The organism is Rhodococcus sp. MS13, assembly GCF_013277835.1.
GTDB classification, from domain to species: Bacteria; Actinomycetota; Actinomycetes; order Mycobacteriales; family Mycobacteriaceae; genus Rhodococcus_F; species Rhodococcus_F erythropolis.
This window is the reverse complement of record NZ_VBTL01000002.1, coordinates 538,310-555,088: the sequence shown is the minus strand read 5'-3', so window position 1 is coordinate 555,088 and position 16,779 is coordinate 538,310. Positions and strand designations below refer to the sequence as shown.

Below are 16,779 nucleotides of genomic sequence, written 5' to 3'. Positions count from 1 at the left end.
AACAAGCACGGGATGCCTACGAACGTGTCACGGTTGAGCTACGACGGCGTGATCCAACTGCAACGGAAAACAGGTTTCAGCGCAGAAAAGTGCCCGCTACCTGCACCGCAGGCGAAGAGCTGTCCGCGCCGGCAATGAACACCGCAAATGCGAGATCTCCCTTGATTCCGACAAACCACCCGTGTGCTGGACCACCTTCGGTTTCGGCCGTACCGGTCTTGCCCAGAAGCCCCGGAATGTCCTGCAACGACGTTGCCGTACCGCCTGTGACGGTCTCGCGCATCATCACCCGCAACTGTTCGGTCACCTCGGTGGGCGCGGGTGCCACGGTCTGATCTGCCACGCCGGGCTGTCCCTTGACCAACATCGGCGCGGGTGTCGTCCCGTTGGCGATCGAGGCCGCCACGAGAGCCATCCCGAAAGGCGTGGCGGTCACCGTGCCCTGTCCGATCGCGGACTCGACGCGTTCGGCGGGTGTGTTCGCATCGGGGACGTTGCCCGTCACCGTCGTGAGGCCCGGAGTGACGTAGTCGACGCCAAGCCCGAACTGCAGAGCCGCGTTGTGTAGAGCATCGGCAGGCAGACCGACGGCCATCCTGGCCATGGTGGTGTTGCACGACTTCGCGAACGCGGTGTGCAGCGGAACCGATCCGAGGTCGAACTCGTCGTCGTTGGGGATCTGACGGCCCTCGATGTTCTCGGTACCCGGGCACGCCAGAACGGTGTCCGGTGTAGCGACGCCGGCTTGCAGCGCCGCGGAGGTCGTCACGGTCTTGAACGTGGACCCCGGCGGGTACAGGCCGGTCAACGCAATGGGGCCCTGTGCGTCGGCGGGGGCATTCTGGGCCACCGCCAACACCGCTCCGGTCGACGGCTGTAGCGCTACGATCGCCGCCTGTTGCGTCACCCCGGCGAGCGCGTTCTCGGCGGCGAGCTGCAGTGGTCGGTCGATGGTGGTCGCGATGTTCGGAGCAACCGGCCCGTCTTGGCCGGCGACGGTGGTGACGGTTCCGTTCTGCTTCACCTGCTGCACCGCCCAGCCTGCGGATTTGTCCTGCCCCTCCTGCCACAGATCGGACAGCCCACTGAACGTCGGCGACGCCAAAGTTTTGTCCACCGAGAGCAACCGCGCTTGCGGCGCCAAGCTCACTCCGGGAATCGCCGCCAACCGCTCTTCGATCGGTGCAAGATCCTCGGCACGCAAAGTGATTGCGGTGACCGGCTTCCCGTTCGCCGACGCAAGGTCGCCGCTGAGCGATGCCGCCGTGATCGTCGGTGCGACGGGCGAGAGCAGGGCGGCCACGGCTGCCGTGTCCACCGGAGGAACCGCAGCGGAATCCAGATTGACCAGCGTCACCACCTGTTGCTCCATGATCGGCTGACCCGCCGCGTCCAGCACGGACGGCGGCGCACCGGTCGTGGGCGTGTAGCGCAGAGTGGTCGAGGAGGTCAGGTCCGGGGCCAGCAGCGCCGGGTCCCACTGGATCAGCCAGTTGTCCCCGCTTTTCGACGCGCTTCCCTGCGTCGAGTAGTTCCAGTCCTGACCTTCACCGAACTTCCACGCCGCATCGAGTGTGAACGTCCCCGCAGAATCACCGGACTCGGTGGCGTCGGAGACGGTGAATGTTCCCTCGTCCTTGCCCAGCCCGTCGATCAGAGCCGAAATCGCAGTCGAGGCCGCCGCCGGATCGGTGGTCAGGGCTGCCGCCGCTTGTACGTCATCCGACGTGAGCGCGGAGGCGAACTCCTCTGCCACTGATTTCGGCTGATCAGGGCCAGAACTGCAGGCAACTACCGATCCTGCGGCCAATACCCCCAGAGCCACGGCAGCCACGGGACGACGGAAAGTTCGGAAGCTCTGACGAGCGTGTGAAAGGCGCACGACTCCGATCATGCCCGAATTTGTGGCGCCGGTTCGACTATCGGTGTAATCATGTAATCAGTGCAATAAACGCACGTCATGCTCCACCAGCTTTCCGAGGAGAACGCCATGAAGAACTCACAAAGCTCCGGCGACCGCAGGTTCGGCCGTCCCGGAGGTTGGCAACAAGCATCGGTTCCCGACGCGAGTGATGCGTCCGACTGGTTTGCCGGTCGACTTCCAGATGACTGGTTCACCGGGACCGCCGACGTCCAGGTCGACCGCGAAGAAATCGTCGTGATCGGTGAACTCCCGTCAGTCGACGGTGGCGAGGCCGCCGCGGACGGAAGGATCTCGCGCTTTCGTGAAACCACGCGCGCCGACCGGATGCGCATCGCCGACGAAGCCGAGGCTCGCTACGGACGCAAGGTCGCCTGGGGTGTACGCCTGGACGAAAAGACCGTCCTGTTCACACATCTCGCAGTTCCGGTGATGACACGACTACGTCAGCCCGAACGCAAGGTTCTCGACACCTTGGTGGACGCGGGAGTTGCTCGCTCGCGAGCGGACGCTCTCATGTGGACAGTCCGGCTGGCGGGCAAGCACAGCGAACAATGGCTCACGGAACTCCGCGAAGCAATGTCGAAGGTCGACGATCTTCGGTCCGAAGGCCCGAAAATCTGAGGACCAGAAAATCTCAGCACCGAACACTGACGAGACCGACAGCACAAATTAATTCGATTGCAGGGGACCACTCGAGTGTTCTAACCTGGAACACGAATCATTCCCGACAGAACAGGAAACGGGCCGTTGCTCCTCTAGAGGTTCATCACGCGAAGGCACTCGCACCCATCAGCAATTGCTGAGCCGGGCGCACAGTCCAAGCACCCTCTGGAGTACTCATGACCCAATCCCATCCTTCTCTGTCGCTCTCGGATCTCACCTTCATCTGGCCGGACGGCGAATCAGTCTTTTCCCGCACTAATTTTGTATTCCCCAGTGGCCGTGTCGGTCTCGTGGGACTTAACGGATCGGGAAAGTCGACTCTGCTGCGATTGATCGCGGGAGAGCTCTCACCGGAATCCGGATCAGTAACCGCTTCCGGCGAGGTCGGCTACCTCCGCCAAGACATCACACTCGATCCGAGTGTTCGGGTGGACGGCATCCTCGGTATCCACGAACTACGAAACGCATTGCACCGCATCGAAACCGGTGACGGATCCGAGTCCGACTTTGCACTCGTGGACAACAACTGGGATATCGAGGAGAGCGCTCTCTCCACCTTGCATCGACTCGGCCTCGCGAAGGTAGTTCCGGATACGGCGGCACTGAGCCGAACCGTGGGCACCCTCTCCGGCGGAGAGACCGTCCTACTCGGCCTGACCGCAACGCTGCTGAAGAATCCGCAGGTGCTGCTCCTCGACGAGCCGACCAACAACCTGGACCGCGACGCTCGATCACGAGTTCATGCTGCAGTCCAACAGTTTCCGGGAACCGTACTGATCGTCAGCCACGACCGGGAACTGCTCGACACCGCGGAGTACACGGTCGAACTACGTCGGGGGGATCTACGCGTGTTCGGCGGCAACTACTCGCACTACCAGGAGGTCGTGACCGCTGAGCAGGAAAACGCACTCGCCACTGTTCGCGACGCCAAGGCCGATCTGGCGAAGCAGAGCCGCGAGCTGATCGACGCTCGAACAAAACTGGACCGACGTAAGCGCTATGGGCAGAAGATGTTCGAGAACAAGCGGGTGCCACTGATTATCGCGCAGGAACGAAAACGCCAAGCCCAAGTTTCGGCCGGAAAGCTGGCCCTCAACCATATCGGGAAGGTGGACGAGGCCAAGTCCGCCCTGTCGGAGGCAGAGGAACTCCTTCGAGACGATCGCGAGATTCGCCTGGACCTTCCTGCTACAGAGGTTCATCCGGGGCAGCAGGTTGCGCGGCTCGCCGAGGTTACGTTGCGGAGCGGCCAAGGGGTATCGCTCCAGATCACCGGGCCGGAGCGGATTGCGCTACTGGGACGCAACGGAATCGGCAAGACAACATTGCTCGATGCACTCGCTGCGTCGACTCCGTTCGTAGCCTCTCGTGCGCTCCCCCAACGTCTCGACGTGTTCGACGAGAATCTCTCGGTGGCGGACAACGTCGCTTTGGCCGCGCCACACGCGACAGCCGAGGAAATTCGTGGGCAGTTGGCACGGTTCCTTTTCCGGGGAACGGATTCCGATGTGTTGGCTTCTGCGCTCTCCGGCGGTGAACGATTGCGCGCGGCGTTAGCGACGATCCTTCTGGCCGAACCCGCGCCCCAGCTGCTTCTTCTCGACGAGCCGACAAACAACCTGGACCTACCGAGTCTCGCTCACCTCACGCAGGCACTTTCCGATTTCCGCGGTGCCATGGTGGTGGTGAGTCACGATCTGCCGTTCCTGCGCGACATCGGCATAACGCGATGGATCAGCATGGACGAGAATGGTATTCAGGACATCGATCCCGAGTAGGCCGACGGTTGACGCTATCGGTGCGAGACGGTCTGGCCTTACTGTGGGGCGATGTGCCTTCACCTCGACGCAACCGCCGCGCTGTCGATCGCAGGTTGGGTTCGCGAAGAACCTACTCGATCGGCCTCTGCCCCAGTTCCGCAACCGCTGGTCGGCGTTTGTGATCAACTCCTCGTGTGGGCGAGTTCGTTCTCCGTACTTGCCAGTTCCGACGACCAGGTGTGGTTTCTCTCGGCGGAGAACTATGCCGGTGGAGTCGGCGTCAGCGATGAGGTGTTTCCCTGGAATGCGTTCCGGCACGAGAGCCTGGCGGTCGCTTCCGGGCCGGCTGAGCGCGCGGCGATCAACGCCTTCTGGTCCACTCACCTCCCGATTCTGCTGTCGGTACGCAATGGGTACGAGTACCTGGCGCTCGCACCGGACGGTCAGGTTGTCCGTGGAGGAGAGCCTGAGTTCGAGGAGGTCACCGTCGTTGCCACTGATTTCGAGGCTCTGCTTCGGGGCATAGCCGCAGGCGTCAGCACGGCAGACCCCTTCACCGATGCATTGCTTGGAACAGTGGGTACTGCCCGGCCGGGCAGTGACCGGTAGCTCTGAGGGAGGCCGAGTTGATTGCTCGACTGGTCGTGAAAGTTCACGGCATCCGTCGGAATGGCTCCGGACGACTACTCGAGTTCGTGTGCGCAGTAGCTGGCACCCATACTGGACGGGTGTTGCACGACGTGAGAAATCCGGTGGACGGTGCGCGGATCGCCTATCAGATCGTGGGCGATGGCCCACCCCTGTTGATGGTGCACGGCACAGCGTTGTCGCGCTCCATCTGGCGTGGCTTCGGGTACGTCAAGGCGCTCCAGGAACAGTATCGTCTGATCCTCGTCGACATGCGGGGTCACGGACGCAGTGACAAACCACACGACTCCGATTCGTATGCAATGGATCTGGTGGTCGGCGATCTCCTGGAGATCCTCGACACGGAGTCTCCGTTCGAACCGGCGCACGTCCTCGGATACTCGTTCGGCGGGCGCTCGGTGATGTCGCTGACTGTCGAGCACTCCGAACGGGTGCGATCGCTGACCGTCGGGGGCGGTAGTAGCCGGCCGATGACGGGGGCGTTCGACGCATTGTTCTTCCCAGGCTGCATCGACGCACTCGAAAGCGGCGGTATCGAGGGGTTTCTGAGCGGTTGGGGCGCGAGGCGCGGCAAACCGGTGGATCCACAGACTGCGACTGCCTTTCGAATCAACGATGCCCTCGCACTCGCGGCCTACATGCGCCGGGCCGAGAAGGAGCAGGGCATCGACGACGCCGAGCTTCAACGGATCACCACACCGGCGTTGTTGTTCGTCGGATCGAGAGATCGCGAGCGCCTGCCGGATACCGAGCATCTCGCGTCGCTGATCCCGGACAGTGCCTTGACTGTGATCGAGGGGGCTGATCACGCGAGCGCAGTCGCGGACTCCGAAGCTGTGCTGCGTGCGCTCGTTCCGTTCCTGAGCCGACAGTAGTCCGCCTTCATCCGCTCACTACTGCGGTGTGAGCACTCTCGACTCGAACGCGGTCACCGGTGGTTGCCGCAAGTCCAAGCGTCGCAGCAACTGGGCATTCGCGGCAACGACCACAGTGGATACCGACATCAGGATTGCTCCGACCTCCATCGGCAGCACAAACCCGACGGGCGCCAGTACTCCCGCAGCGAGGGGAACCGAGATCGCGTTGTATCCCGCTGCCCACCAGAGGTTCTGAACCATCTTGCGGTAGGTGGCGCGGGACAGCTCGATGACCGAGCTCACCGAACGCGGATCATCGCTGGCCAGAACAACTCCCGCCGATGCGATCGCCACGTCGGTTCCGGCACCGATCGCGATACCCACATCCGCCTGGGCGAGTGCCGGCGCATCGTTGACCCCGTCACCGACCATCGCCACGCGGTGGCCCGCAGCCTGAAGCCGAGATACCTGCGCGCCCTTGTCCTGAGGAAGCACTTCGGCGAAAACTTCGTCGATCCCGAGCCTGCGAGCCACCGAATGGGCCACGGCCTCCGCGTCTCCGGTGACCATGGCCACTCGAACACCGCGAGCATGGAGGGCGTCGACGGCCAATGCTGATTCCGGGCGAATCTCGTCGGCCAATGCCAATGCGCCGATTACCTTCTCGTCACGCACTACATGCAGGACCGTCGACCCGTCACTGAGCCACTCTTCGGTCCCCGGGATCGCTGTGGCCCCGACCGATCTCAACATCCCCGGTCCGCCGACACCGACGCGTGCGCCGCCGACGTCCGCAGCAACCCCGATTCCGTTGTGCGCCTGAAAGTCGGAACCCGAAGTGAATTCGAGCGACAAGTCCCGCGCTGCTGCGACGACGGCGCGCCCGAGTGGATGTTCGCTGTCGAATTCGACGGCAGCTGCTGCGCTGAGAACTTCGTCGTCGGAGTACCCGTCGACGCCGCGCACACCGACCACTGCGGGCTCCCCCTTGGTGAGAGTGCCGGTCTTGTCGAAGAGAACGGTGTCTACGTTGCGCATCGCCTCGAGGGCCATGCGGTCGGTGATCAGAATCCCAGCCCGAGCTGCTCGTTCCGTCGCGATGGAGACGACCAGCGGAATCGCCAACCCGAGCGCGTGCGGGCAGGCGATCACCAGAACGGTGATCGTCCTGGTGACTGCGCTCTCCGGTGTGCCCCAGATACTCCAGGCGATCGCGGTCAGCACTGCCGCGCCCAGTGCGTACCAGAACAGCAGAGCAGCGGCCTTGTCCGCCAACACCTGAGCACGACTCGACGAGTTCTGCGCCTGTTCGACCAGGCGCCGAATACCGGCGAGCGCAGTGTCTTCTCCCACCGCTGTTACTCGAAGCCGAAGTGCCGAGTCGGTGGCTACGGTACCGGCCACCACCTGATCTCCGACAGTCCGGCGGACGGTCTTCGACTCACCCGTAATCATGGATTCGTCCATGTCGGCACTGCCCTCGACGACCGTTCCGTCCGAGGGAACGCGGGCGCCGGGACGAACTATCACCAGGTCGCCGGTGGCCAGAGCTGCGGTGGGCACGGTTTCCACCGACTCCCCCATCACCCGTTCGGCCTCGTCGGGCAGCAAAGCGGCAAGCGAATCCAAGGCGCTCGATGTCTGACTGAGCGAACGCATCTCGATCCAGTGACCCAACAACATGATCACGATCAGAAGCGCGAGCTCCCACCAGAAATCAAGAGTGTGATCCACCCAGTGCAGACTTGCAGCCCAAGAAGCGAAGAAGGCAACGGTGATGGCAAGTGCAATCAGAAGCATCATTCCGGGTTGCCGAGAACGTATTTCGGCGACAGCGCCGGTGAGGAACGGCTTGCCTCCCCAGAGGTACATCACGGTGCCGAGCACCGGTGAGATCCATTCCACCAGAGAGTTTTCCGGCAATGTGTACCCGACCAGATCAGCGAACATCGCATCTGCCGCAACAACCGGAACTGCGATTACCAGCATGACTGCGAACAACGTCCGGAACTGTGCGACGTGATCCGCGTGACCACCGTGTGCACCGTGCTTCATCTGGCTATGGTCCATCGCGCTATGGTCCATCTGACTGTGATCCATGTGGCGGTCATCCCCTCGCGTGTGATTTCGACACTGCAGCGGTCAAACCATCAGCCTCGAACGTATGCCCGACTCGGTCACCGAGCAAGGTCACGCGGCCGAGGTCAACCGTTCATTTCCCCTTCAACATCGCCTCCATCTGAGTGATTTCCGCCTGCTGACCGGCAATGATCGCTTCTGCCATCTTTTCCGCCGATGGATCGAGCCCGTTGTCGAGTTCGGTCTGGGACATGGTGATGGCACCCTTGTGGTGCTCGATCATCATCGTCAGCCACAACTTGTCGAACTCCGCGCCACTGGCGTCGGTGAGGGCGGTCATGTCGTCGGCCGACATCATGCCCGGCATCTCGGCCATCCCGACGCCGTGTCCCGCATGCGCCGAATCATCCATGCCCTCCATCGAACTCGACGAAGGATCGGGGCGTCCCCACTTCGTCAGCAATTCCGTCATCTGAGCCATTTCCGGGCCTTGCGCTGCCTCTATCTGCGCTGCAAGAGAGAGAAGTTCGGCATTGTCGGTTCGACCGTCGACCATTCTGGCCATGTCCAATGCCTGCGCGTGATGCGGGTACATCCCTTCGAGAAACTCGATGTCGTCAGCATTGACACCCGCAGGAATCTCCGACTGTGCTGCGACGCTAGTTGTTTCGGAAGAATGGTTGACGCTCTCCCCGGAGTTGTCCGAGCATCCGGCAATCAACAGTGCTGCCGCTGCCACAACCGGTACGAACCGTGCGGCGCTCTTCCTGACCGTCAAAGACATGTTTCACTCCCGAGAATTGATTCTGTTCGATATGCACTGCACCACAATTGATTTGACAACAATGCTGCACTTGCACAGTTCCCACGTTACCGGCGAAAATCCGCCTCGAAGCCCGATAACCGGCCCAAACAGGCTTCCTTCATCGAATCTTCACAGTCGAGCGGAAACCACCACACGACAGCAATGCAGACACGCAGTCGACTAACCTCGGTTTGATGAGCGCCGAACTACGACCTGGTGAGGAACCGGGGCGTGTACTTGTCGTCGACGACGAGACTGCCCTCGCGAAGGTTGTCGCCAACTATCTGACACGCGAAGGATTCACCGTTCGCCTCGCCCACGACGGGCCGAGCGCAGTACGCTCGGTGCGCGAATTCGAGCCCGCGCTGATCGTGCTCGATCTGATGCTCCCGGGCTTCGACGGCATGGAAGTCTGCCGACGAATCCGCACCTTCTCGGACGCGTACATCCTGATGCTCTCCGCCCTCGGTGAAGAGTCGGACAAAGTGACGGGTCTGGCGGCCGGCGCGGATGACTACGTGGTCAAACCCTTCGGCCCCCGCGAGTTGGTTGCGCGAGTGAAAGCTCTGCTCAGACGGCCACGCGCGTCGAGTTTGCTGCCGAAAGTGCTGCCAACGCCTCCCGGACTCGACATCGACGTCCTGGCCCGCACGGTCCGTGTCGACGACAACCTGGTCGATCTGACCCCCACCGAGTTCACCCTGTTGTCCGCGCTCGCATCCCGACCCGACGCAGCCTGGAGTCGGGCCGAGATCATCGCCTCGGTGTGGGGGTCGTCCTGGTTCGGGGACCAGCACATCGTCGACGTCCATGTCCGTGCATTACGCCGCAAACTCGGCGACGACGCGACCGATCCGCGGTTCATCAGAACCGTCAGGGGCGTCGGATACTCCCTGAGGTCGTCATGAACACGGTCGTCATGAACGCGGTCGTCATGAAAAGACTCGGGCTACGCGGAAAACTACTGCTCGCGCAGCTTGTCGTCCTGTTCGTCGCCTGCCTCGTCATCGCCGCCGTTGCCATCGCCGTCGCTGCCCCGCTCTTTCACAACCACCTCATGATGGCCGGCATCGAAGACTCGAATGTCCGTACCCACACCGAAGAAGCATTCGCTCAGACCATGGCCATTGCACTGTTGTGCGGGATCGTGGTCGCGCTGGTGGGCGCAGGCATCGCCGCGGTCTACATCGTCCGACGCGTCACGGCACCGATCACCATGCTGGCAGAGGCGGCGCAAAGCGTCGCCGACGGGAACTTCGACGTGACTATCGGCAGGTCCGACGTAGATGCCGATTTCACGCGTCTCGAAACGGCATTCGCCGACATGGCTGCACGCCTTGATCATTCGGATCGGGTCCGCAAACGACTGCTTGCCGACCTTGCCCACGAATTGCGCACTCCGGTATCGACTTTGGCTGCGTACGTGGACGGTATCGAGGACGGAGTTGTGCCGACAGATCCTTCGTCGTGGTCGGTGATGCGCGATCAACTCGAACGTCTGCGTCGGCTGTCGTGCGATCTGGCGGACGTCTCCGCTGCCGACGAACACGCTCTCGAACTCGATCGCCGGACCGAGAATCTCGACGACGTCGTCTGCAGCGCAACGGCAGCAGCGGGGCCACGTTTTGCCGATCGTGGAGTCGAATTGACAACCGCCCTGCCTCCGCAACCGGTCACGGCCGAGGTCGATCGCCAACGAATCGAACAGATCCTCGCCAACCTGCTCGAAAACGCGTTGCGGCACACTCCAACCGGAGGTTCGGTGAAGGTGACACTCGCACGGGAAGGTGATCACCTCACGGTGTCCGTCACCGATACCGGTGACGGAATTCCCGCAGACCAACTCGAATCCGTCTTCGACCGTTTCCATCGCGGTGATCGATCCGACGGCTCCGGTTTGGGACTCACCATTGCGAGGAGCCTCGCGCTGGCGCATGGCGGCAACCTGACGGCCCGCCGCAACGAGCAGCCGCTCGGCAGCACGCTCGTCCTCACTTTGCCGATGGGACTCAGGCAGCTGCCTTGAACGGATCGTGCTCGGCGATCAACTTCTCGAGTCGAGCCTCGTCCACTCGAACCCTGACGGTAGACGCCTCCTGCTGATCACGAATCACCTTGGCCAACGTGAACGTACTGGTGACCAAGAACAGCAAGGACATTCCGAGAAATCCGCGTTGCCACGCATCGATCGGAAGATACGCAATTCCGAGGAGGGTGCCGACAAAACTGACGGCAAAGGCTATTCCGGCCTGCAGATAGAAGGCTGCAGTGGTCTTCGAAGGTGTTGTCGGTGTGCTCATGCTTCGAAGTCTGCTCGCCCATCCCGGCACTCGGATGCGTAGTCCTACTCGAGTGCGCACGGTACTTCCCCGGCAAAAATCAGATGCCGTTACCCATCCTGGTGGATAGTCTCGGTCCGGTATCCGGAGTTGTTCCAGAACAGTTGTTGTTCGACAACAGTCAGACGGCAGGAGTGATCGATGACCCGCAGACATATCGCCATGGTGAGCATTCCGGCACCTGGCCACGTCAATCCGAGCCTGGCGATCATCGCGCGTCTCGTCGCCGCCGGTCACCGCGTCACCTACGCCAACGACGAGTCGATGCGCGAGGTCATCGAGGCGACCGGGGCCGAATTCGCACCGTACGTCTCCACGCTGCCCAGCCTCGTTCCTTCCCCTGACGGCGCCGAACCGGAGAAGAGTTGGGATGGGGATCTGATCGATCAGTTGACGATTTTCCAGGACGACTACGAGGCGATGCTGCCGCAGCTGCGCCAAATCTACGACGACGACCGTCCCGACCTCTTTCTCTACGACATCGCCGGGATCCCCGCGCGAATACTGGCTCAGCAGTGGAACGTTCCCATCATCCAGTTGTCGCCGACGTATGTTGCCTGGGACGGCTACGAAGCCGACGCCGCACCGATGTACGACGAGATTCGTTCCGATCCGAGAGGCGTCGACCTGCTCGATCGGGAGGCCCGGTTCTTCCGCGCCGAAGGCGTCGAGGTCGATCCGCGTGAGTTCACCGGACGCCCACCCCGTGCAATCGTGCTGATCGCAGAATCGATGCAGCCCAACGCCGATCGAGTGAACCGCGACGTCTACACGTTTGTCGGCCCCGCACTCGAACCGAGCAACCAACCCTGGGTGAACCCGGATCCCGAACGCAAGCTTGTGTTGATTTCGCTGGGTTCAGCCTTCACCGATCATCCGGATTTCTATCGCACCTGCGTCGAGGCTTTCGGCCAGACGGACGGCTGGCACGTCGTCCTCCAGATCGGAAAGCAGGTGCAGATCTCGGATCTCGGACCACTGCCCGCCAACGTCGAAATACACCGCTGGGTACCGCAGTTCGCGATTCTGCAGCAGGCCGACGCATTCGTGACCCACGCGGGTATGGGCGGATCCAGCGAGGGGCTCGTGACCGGCACGCCCATGATCGCGGTGCCGCAAGCCGTCGATCAGTTCGGCAACGCCGACTCACTCGTCGACGCCGGTGTCGCAGTACGCGTCGACGGCGCTACCGTCACGCCAGTAGAGCTTCGTGAGGCGCTGACCCGGGTGAGCTCGGACGAGTTCCGCCGACGCAGTGCAGAGTTGGCAAAAGAACTCGCAGCGGCGGGCGGTGTATCTCGTGCCGTCGAGTTGATCGAGGCCGCCCTGCCAGACAGCGGGCGGCGGTAGTGGTGGCTACCAGTGCCAGGCGTCGCCGCCCACGTTCTTGACGGTTCGCTGCAGAACCGTGATGGTGGTGACGAATTCTTCTTCGCTGATTCCCTGCATCCGCTCTTCCTGCAGCATCTGCTGTACCCGCGCGGCGCGATCGAACTGCTGGGAGCCCGCATCAGTAGGGAGAAGGACAGACTCGTCTTCACGCGCCCAGCCCAGGTCGAGAGCAGAGTCGACGGCCGCGTCGATCACGTCGGTTGATTCGTTCGGACCGATCGTTCGCAGGAGGACAGCTCGCTCCACCCCTTCCGGGTGCAGCGAAAGTTGGTGCAGGACCCACCACCCCGGCTGGGTCACGCCGATTGCTTCGAGCGCTCCGCGCGTGCGCGCGCGAATCGCTTCACCGGCGCGCGCTGTCCAGAATCCGATCGGCTGATTGGCCGGTGGCTGCATCGCTTGTTTGTTCATGGACACGACGATAAAACCTCAACGGAAGTTCAGGTCAACCACCAGCGAGGTGAAGTTCTACATATGTTGTGTGATTGCTCGGCCGATGATGCGGGCGGCGTCGGGGAACTCACCCGGGTTCGGTCCGGCGTAGTTGAGCCGCAAGAACTTTCCGGTCGGTTCTGCCGGGAACCAATCGTCACCGGCCCCGACGATGACGCCGGCCGACCGGCAGTCCTGCACGACACGTTCGAGATTCGTGGTGTCCGGGAGCCGAAGCCAGAGGTTGAGTCCGCCTTGCGGTACAGCGTCGAGGTGAGCGTCCGGCGCATGCTCGCGCAGACTCGACACGAGCAGGTCGCGTCTGGCCTCGAGTTGGTGACGAAGCCGGCGCAAGTGCGTGCGCCAGGCCGGCTGGGTCACGACGTCGAGCGCTACCGCTTGCAGCATCCCACTGACATACATCGAATCTGCCTGTGTATCAGCAAGAATCCGCTCGTAGGCCGGGCCTCGGGCGATCAATCCGGCAACTCGCACCGATGGCGACACGCTCTTGGTCAGTGCACGAAGGTAGACGACGTGTCCGCTGTCGTCGCGTGCAGCGATGGGGCTGGGATCTGCGGTGATTCCGAAGTCGAGCGCCGAACTGTCCTCGATGAGGAAGGCGCCGTGCCGACGGACGGTGTCGAGAACCTTGTCAGCCAACGACGGCGACCACAGCGCTCCCGTCGGGCTCGCGAAGCTCGGTTGTGCGTAGAACGCACGGGCACCGGTCTGTTCGAATGCACGCGAAAGCTCGTCGGGATCAGGACCGTTGGCACCACTGGAGATCGGAATGACCGTGACTCCGGCCTGGGCGGCAGCCAGGATCGCACCCCAGTAGGTCGGCGATTCCATGAGCAACGGACGCCCCTCCCCCACCAACGCGCGGAAGGACGTCGCAAGCCCACCCTGACTGCCGGGAAGTACAACCACGTCGTTCGGCCCCGGCGGAGTGATGCCGGCAGGAGTTGCGGAACCCAATTCGGAGGCAAACCAGGACTGCAGTTCCGGAAGCCCGGCGGCGAGGGGCCGATTGAACACGGCGTCGGTTCGCGTCGCTCTGGTGAATGCTGCACGAACCAGCCCTTCGGGCAACAGCTCTCGGGCCGGATAGCCGGAATGCAGTGCGATCACGTCGTTGGAGGTGGACTGCAGCGCAATAGGCAGCTGCAGACGATAGTTCGGCGATCCGAGCGCCGCGGTCTGCCACCCGTAATCGTTGGGTCGCACGACGCGTGCGGCGCGTACGAAGGTCCCCACACCGGGACGAGCCTCCACCACCCCCTGAGATACCAGCGTTCGCAGCGCCTTCTGCACGGTGACCGGGCTCGCCCCGTGCAGGCTCACGAGCGACCGAGTGGACGGAAGCTTCGCGCCTGGAGGTGCCGTCGCGATCCATTCGCGCAAGGCTGCGACAATCCTCGAACTGCTATCATTGGACATGTCGAATCATAGTAGCGCTACTCTCCTCTCGCCGCTAGCGCTATCGCGAATCAATGTCCGTTTCCAGACCGAACCCTGAGGCGCCCTTCTCATCTGAAACACAACTCGCCCACCCGAACCGGAGAGGTACGTAACCGCGTGAACACACCCATCGATCAGGCCCGCAAGCTCGAGAATGTCAGGTACGACATCAGAGGGCGAATTCTCGACAAGACCGAAGAACTCGAGGATCAGGGACACACGATCCTGCGACTCAACGTCGGTAATCCGGCCCCCTTCGGATTCGAAGCACCGGACGAAATCATGATGGCCATGATCCGCAATCTCCCTACCGCCCAAGGATATTGCGATTCTCGCGGACTGTATTCGGCGCGCACCGCGGTGGTCCAGTACTACCAGACGCGGGGTATCACCGACGTCACCGTCGACGAGATCTATCTCGGAAACGGCGTCTCCGAACTGATCACGCTGACGATGCAGGCGCTCTGCAATCCCGAGGACGAGATCCTGATTCCCGCTCCCGACTACCCCTTGTGGACGGCTTCGGTTTCACTTGCCGGCGGCACGCCGGTTCACTACCTCACCGATGAAAGCCAGGGCTGGGCACCGGACTTCGACGATCTGGAAGCCCGGATCTCTCCGCGCACCCGAGGGATTGTCGTCATCAATCCCAACAATCCGACGGGCGCCGTCTACTCGACGGAGGTGCTGCAACGCTTCGTCGACATTGCCCGCAAGCATGACCTGATGCTCTTCGCCGACGAGATCTACGAGAAGATCGTCTACGACGGCCGATCCATGACAAACCTTGCGTCGATGACCGGGCGAGACGTTTTGTGTCTGACGTACTCGGGGCTGTCCAAGGCCTACCGCGTCTGCGGGTTCCGAGCCGGATGGCTGGCCATCACCGGACCACTCGAGCGGGCGTCGAGTTTCATCGAAGGCATCAAACTGCTGGCCAACATGCGAATGTGTGCCAATGTGCCGGCGCAGCACGCGATCCAGACCGCACTCGGCGGACGCCAATCCATCGAGGACCTCCTGCTCCCGCAAGGTCGACTGACAGCGCAGCGCGATCTCGCGCACAGCACGCTCAACAGCATCGACGGGATCAGCTGTCAGCAGGCCGACGGCGCGCTGTATCTGTTCCCGAAGCTCGACGTCGACAAGTTCGGCATCGTCGACGACGAGAGGTTCGTTCTCGATCTACTGGAATCGGAGAAGATTCTGGTCAGTCACGGCCGCGCGTTCAACTGGATCGAACCCGACCACTTTCGGTTGGTGACCCTGCCGAACACCGACGACCTCGCGACCGCCCTCGAGCGTCTCGGCAACTTCCTCAGTTCCTACAACCAGTAACCCGAGAACCCGGACGCCCCCACAAACGACTGAACGCCGACCGGATTTCCGGTCGGCGTTCAGTGGTGAAAATCAGCAGGCGATCAGGCAGTGACGATCGCGTCGAGTGCCGAGTAAAACAAGCCGAGTCCGTCGTCACTCGGTCCGGTGAGAGCCTCGGTGGCGTGCTCGGGGTGCGGCATCAAACCGACGACGCGGCCGTTGGCCGAAGAGATACCGGCGATACGACGCTGCGAACCGTTGGGGTTCTCCTCCGAGTAGCGGAAGACGACGCGGCCTTCACCCTCGAGTTCGTCGAGAACATTTTCGGAAGCCTGGAAGCGACCTTCACCCGACTTGAGCGGGATGAGGATCTGGGCGCCGGCCTCGTAACGCGAGGACCAAGCCGTGTTGTTGGCTTCGACCGTCAACCACTCGTCGCGGCAGATGAAGTGCAGACCCTGGTTACGGGTCAGGGCACCGGGGAGCAAACCTGCTTCGCAGAGGATCTGGAAACCGTTGCAGATGCCCAGGACCGGCATGCCGCCCTTGGCTGCTTCGACAACCTTGCCCATCGCGGGAGCAAAACGTGCGATCGCGCCGCAACGAAGGTAGTCGCCGTAGGAGAATCCGCCGGGAACGACAACCGCGTCGACACCCTTGAGGTCTGCGTCGCCGTGCCAGAGTTCGACAGCTTCACCGCCGGCCAGGTTGATGGCCCGAGCAGCATCGATGTCGTCGAGCGTGCCCGGGAACGTGATAACCCCGATACGTGCGCTCATGCCTCGACTCGCCTGACGGTCCAATCCTCGATCACCGTGTTGGCCAGCAGGCCTTCGGCGATCTTCTCGAGTTCGGCGTCTTCGACACTGCCGTCGATCTCCAACTCGAACCGCTTGCCCTGACGGACATCGGATACTCCTGCAAAGCCCAGGCGAGACAGTGCCCCGACAATTGCCTGTCCCTGGGGGTCGAGAATCTCGGCCTTGGGCATGACTTCGACGACGACACGGGCCACGTGCTGCTCCTCGGTACTAGTGCGCGAACCCGGAGTGAAACGCCCGGGTGATGGCCAGTTTACCGGGCGCACCCGAGATGG

Annotated in this window: 16 protein-coding genes; 8 read left to right on the top strand and 8 right to left on the bottom strand. The window is 62.4% G+C overall.

Annotation, left to right across the window (positions count from 1 at the left end; genetic code table 11):
- Positions 1 to 76: 76 nt before the first annotated feature.
- The gene (locus FEZ59_RS04930; protein WP_181447622.1) at positions 77 to 1,894 is read right to left on the bottom strand and encodes a penicillin-binding transpeptidase domain-containing protein; all 1,818 of its coding nucleotides are present in this window, start codon (positions 1,892 to 1,894) and stop codon (positions 77 to 79) included.
- A gap of 96 nt (positions 1,895 to 1,990) precedes the next feature.
- On the opposite strand from FEZ59_RS04930, the gene FEZ59_RS04925 reads away from it, so the two are divergent.
- The 4 genes from FEZ59_RS04925 to FEZ59_RS04910 all read left to right on the top strand — a co-directional run bounded on the left by FEZ59_RS04925 (position 1,991) and on the right by FEZ59_RS04910 (position 5,870).
- A complete protein-coding gene (locus FEZ59_RS04925) occupies positions 1,991 to 2,545 on the top strand; it encodes a hypothetical protein (RefSeq protein WP_020968571.1) in 555 nt (184 codons plus the stop codon).
- Positions 2,546 to 2,763: 218 nt separating this feature from the next.
- A complete protein-coding gene (locus FEZ59_RS04920) occupies positions 2,764 to 4,365 on the top strand; it encodes an ABC-F family ATP-binding cassette domain-containing protein (RefSeq protein WP_019747087.1) in 1,602 nt (533 codons plus the stop codon).
- A 51-nt stretch (positions 4,366 to 4,416) separates the two neighbouring features.
- Complete coding sequence (locus tag FEZ59_RS04915; RefSeq protein WP_172932312.1) at positions 4,417 to 4,956, top strand: hypothetical protein; 540 nt, start codon at positions 4,417 to 4,419, stop codon at positions 4,954 to 4,956.
- A gap of 143 nt (positions 4,957 to 5,099) precedes the next feature.
- Complete coding sequence (locus tag FEZ59_RS04910; protein ID WP_084326971.1) at positions 5,100 to 5,870, top strand: alpha/beta fold hydrolase; 771 nt, start codon at positions 5,100 to 5,102, stop codon at positions 5,868 to 5,870.
- Between the two features lie 18 nt (positions 5,871 to 5,888).
- Here the strand turns inward: FEZ59_RS04910 and FEZ59_RS04905 are convergent, their stop codons facing one another.
- Both FEZ59_RS04905 and FEZ59_RS04900 read right to left on the bottom strand, forming a co-directional pair.
- Positions 5,889 to 7,907: a heavy metal translocating P-type ATPase gene (locus FEZ59_RS04905; protein ID WP_242459693.1), complete on the bottom strand. Its 2,019-nt coding sequence runs from the start codon at positions 7,905 to 7,907 to the stop codon at positions 5,889 to 5,891.
- A gap of 157 nt (positions 7,908 to 8,064) precedes the next feature.
- Positions 8,065 to 8,715: a DUF305 domain-containing protein gene (locus FEZ59_RS04900; protein ID WP_172932310.1), complete on the bottom strand. Its 651-nt coding sequence runs from the start codon at positions 8,713 to 8,715 to the stop codon at positions 8,065 to 8,067.
- Between the two features lie 215 nt (positions 8,716 to 8,930).
- Here FEZ59_RS04900 and FEZ59_RS04895 point away from each other — a divergent pair, with 215 nt between their 5' ends.
- Both FEZ59_RS04895 and FEZ59_RS04890 read left to right on the top strand, forming a co-directional pair.
- Positions 8,931 to 9,644 (top strand): response regulator transcription factor, encoded by a 714-nt coding sequence (locus tag FEZ59_RS04895; protein WP_172932309.1) that lies wholly within the window; start codon positions 8,931 to 8,933, stop codon positions 9,642 to 9,644.
- Entirely contained in the window at positions 9,641 to 10,762 is a 1,122-nt protein-coding gene (locus FEZ59_RS04890) for an ATP-binding protein (protein ID WP_172932308.1), read from the top strand. The genes FEZ59_RS04895 and FEZ59_RS04890 overlap by 4 nt, the downstream gene beginning before the upstream one ends.
- On the opposite strand, the gene FEZ59_RS04885 is transcribed toward FEZ59_RS04890, so the two are convergent.
- Positions 10,746 to 11,036: a YiaA/YiaB family inner membrane protein gene (locus FEZ59_RS04885; RefSeq protein WP_003945505.1), complete on the bottom strand. Its 291-nt coding sequence runs from the start codon at positions 11,034 to 11,036 to the stop codon at positions 10,746 to 10,748. The two genes, FEZ59_RS04890 and FEZ59_RS04885, sit on opposite strands and share 17 nt — an antisense overlap.
- A gap of 180 nt (positions 11,037 to 11,216) precedes the next feature.
- Here FEZ59_RS04885 and FEZ59_RS04880 point away from each other — a divergent pair, with 180 nt between their 5' ends.
- The gene (locus FEZ59_RS04880) at positions 11,217 to 12,425 is read left to right on the top strand and encodes a macrolide family glycosyltransferase (protein ID WP_172932307.1); all 1,209 of its coding nucleotides are present in this window, start codon (positions 11,217 to 11,219) and stop codon (positions 12,423 to 12,425) included.
- Positions 12,426 to 12,431: 6 nt separating this feature from the next.
- Here the strand turns inward: FEZ59_RS04880 and FEZ59_RS04875 are convergent, their stop codons facing one another.
- Together FEZ59_RS04875 and FEZ59_RS04870 are read right to left on the bottom strand one after the other, a co-directional pair.
- A complete protein-coding gene (locus FEZ59_RS04875; RefSeq protein WP_172932306.1) occupies positions 12,432 to 12,878 on the bottom strand; it encodes a hypothetical protein in 447 nt (148 codons plus the stop codon).
- 57 nt (positions 12,879 to 12,935) lie between these two features.
- Positions 12,936 to 14,342, bottom strand: a complete 1,407-nt coding sequence (locus FEZ59_RS04870; RefSeq protein WP_021342999.1) for a PLP-dependent aminotransferase family protein — start codon at positions 14,340 to 14,342, stop codon at positions 12,936 to 12,938.
- A gap of 138 nt (positions 14,343 to 14,480) precedes the next feature.
- Between FEZ59_RS04870 and FEZ59_RS04865 the strand changes: the two genes are divergently transcribed.
- Positions 14,481 to 15,701, top strand: coding sequence for a pyridoxal phosphate-dependent aminotransferase (locus tag FEZ59_RS04865; RefSeq protein ID WP_020968561.1), 1,221 nt, complete (start codon positions 14,481 to 14,483; stop codon positions 15,699 to 15,701).
- Positions 15,702 to 15,784: 83 nt separating this feature from the next.
- On the opposite strand, the gene purQ is transcribed toward FEZ59_RS04865, so the two are convergent.
- A complete protein-coding gene (purQ, locus tag FEZ59_RS04860; RefSeq protein ID WP_019747077.1) occupies positions 15,785 to 16,462 on the bottom strand; it encodes a phosphoribosylformylglycinamidine synthase subunit PurQ in 678 nt (225 codons plus the stop codon).
- Complete coding sequence (purS, locus tag FEZ59_RS04855) at positions 16,459 to 16,698, bottom strand: phosphoribosylformylglycinamidine synthase subunit PurS (RefSeq protein WP_003945817.1); 240 nt, start codon at positions 16,696 to 16,698, stop codon at positions 16,459 to 16,461. The genes purQ and purS overlap by 4 nt, the downstream gene beginning before the upstream one ends.
- Positions 16,699 to 16,779 lie beyond the last annotated feature (81 nt).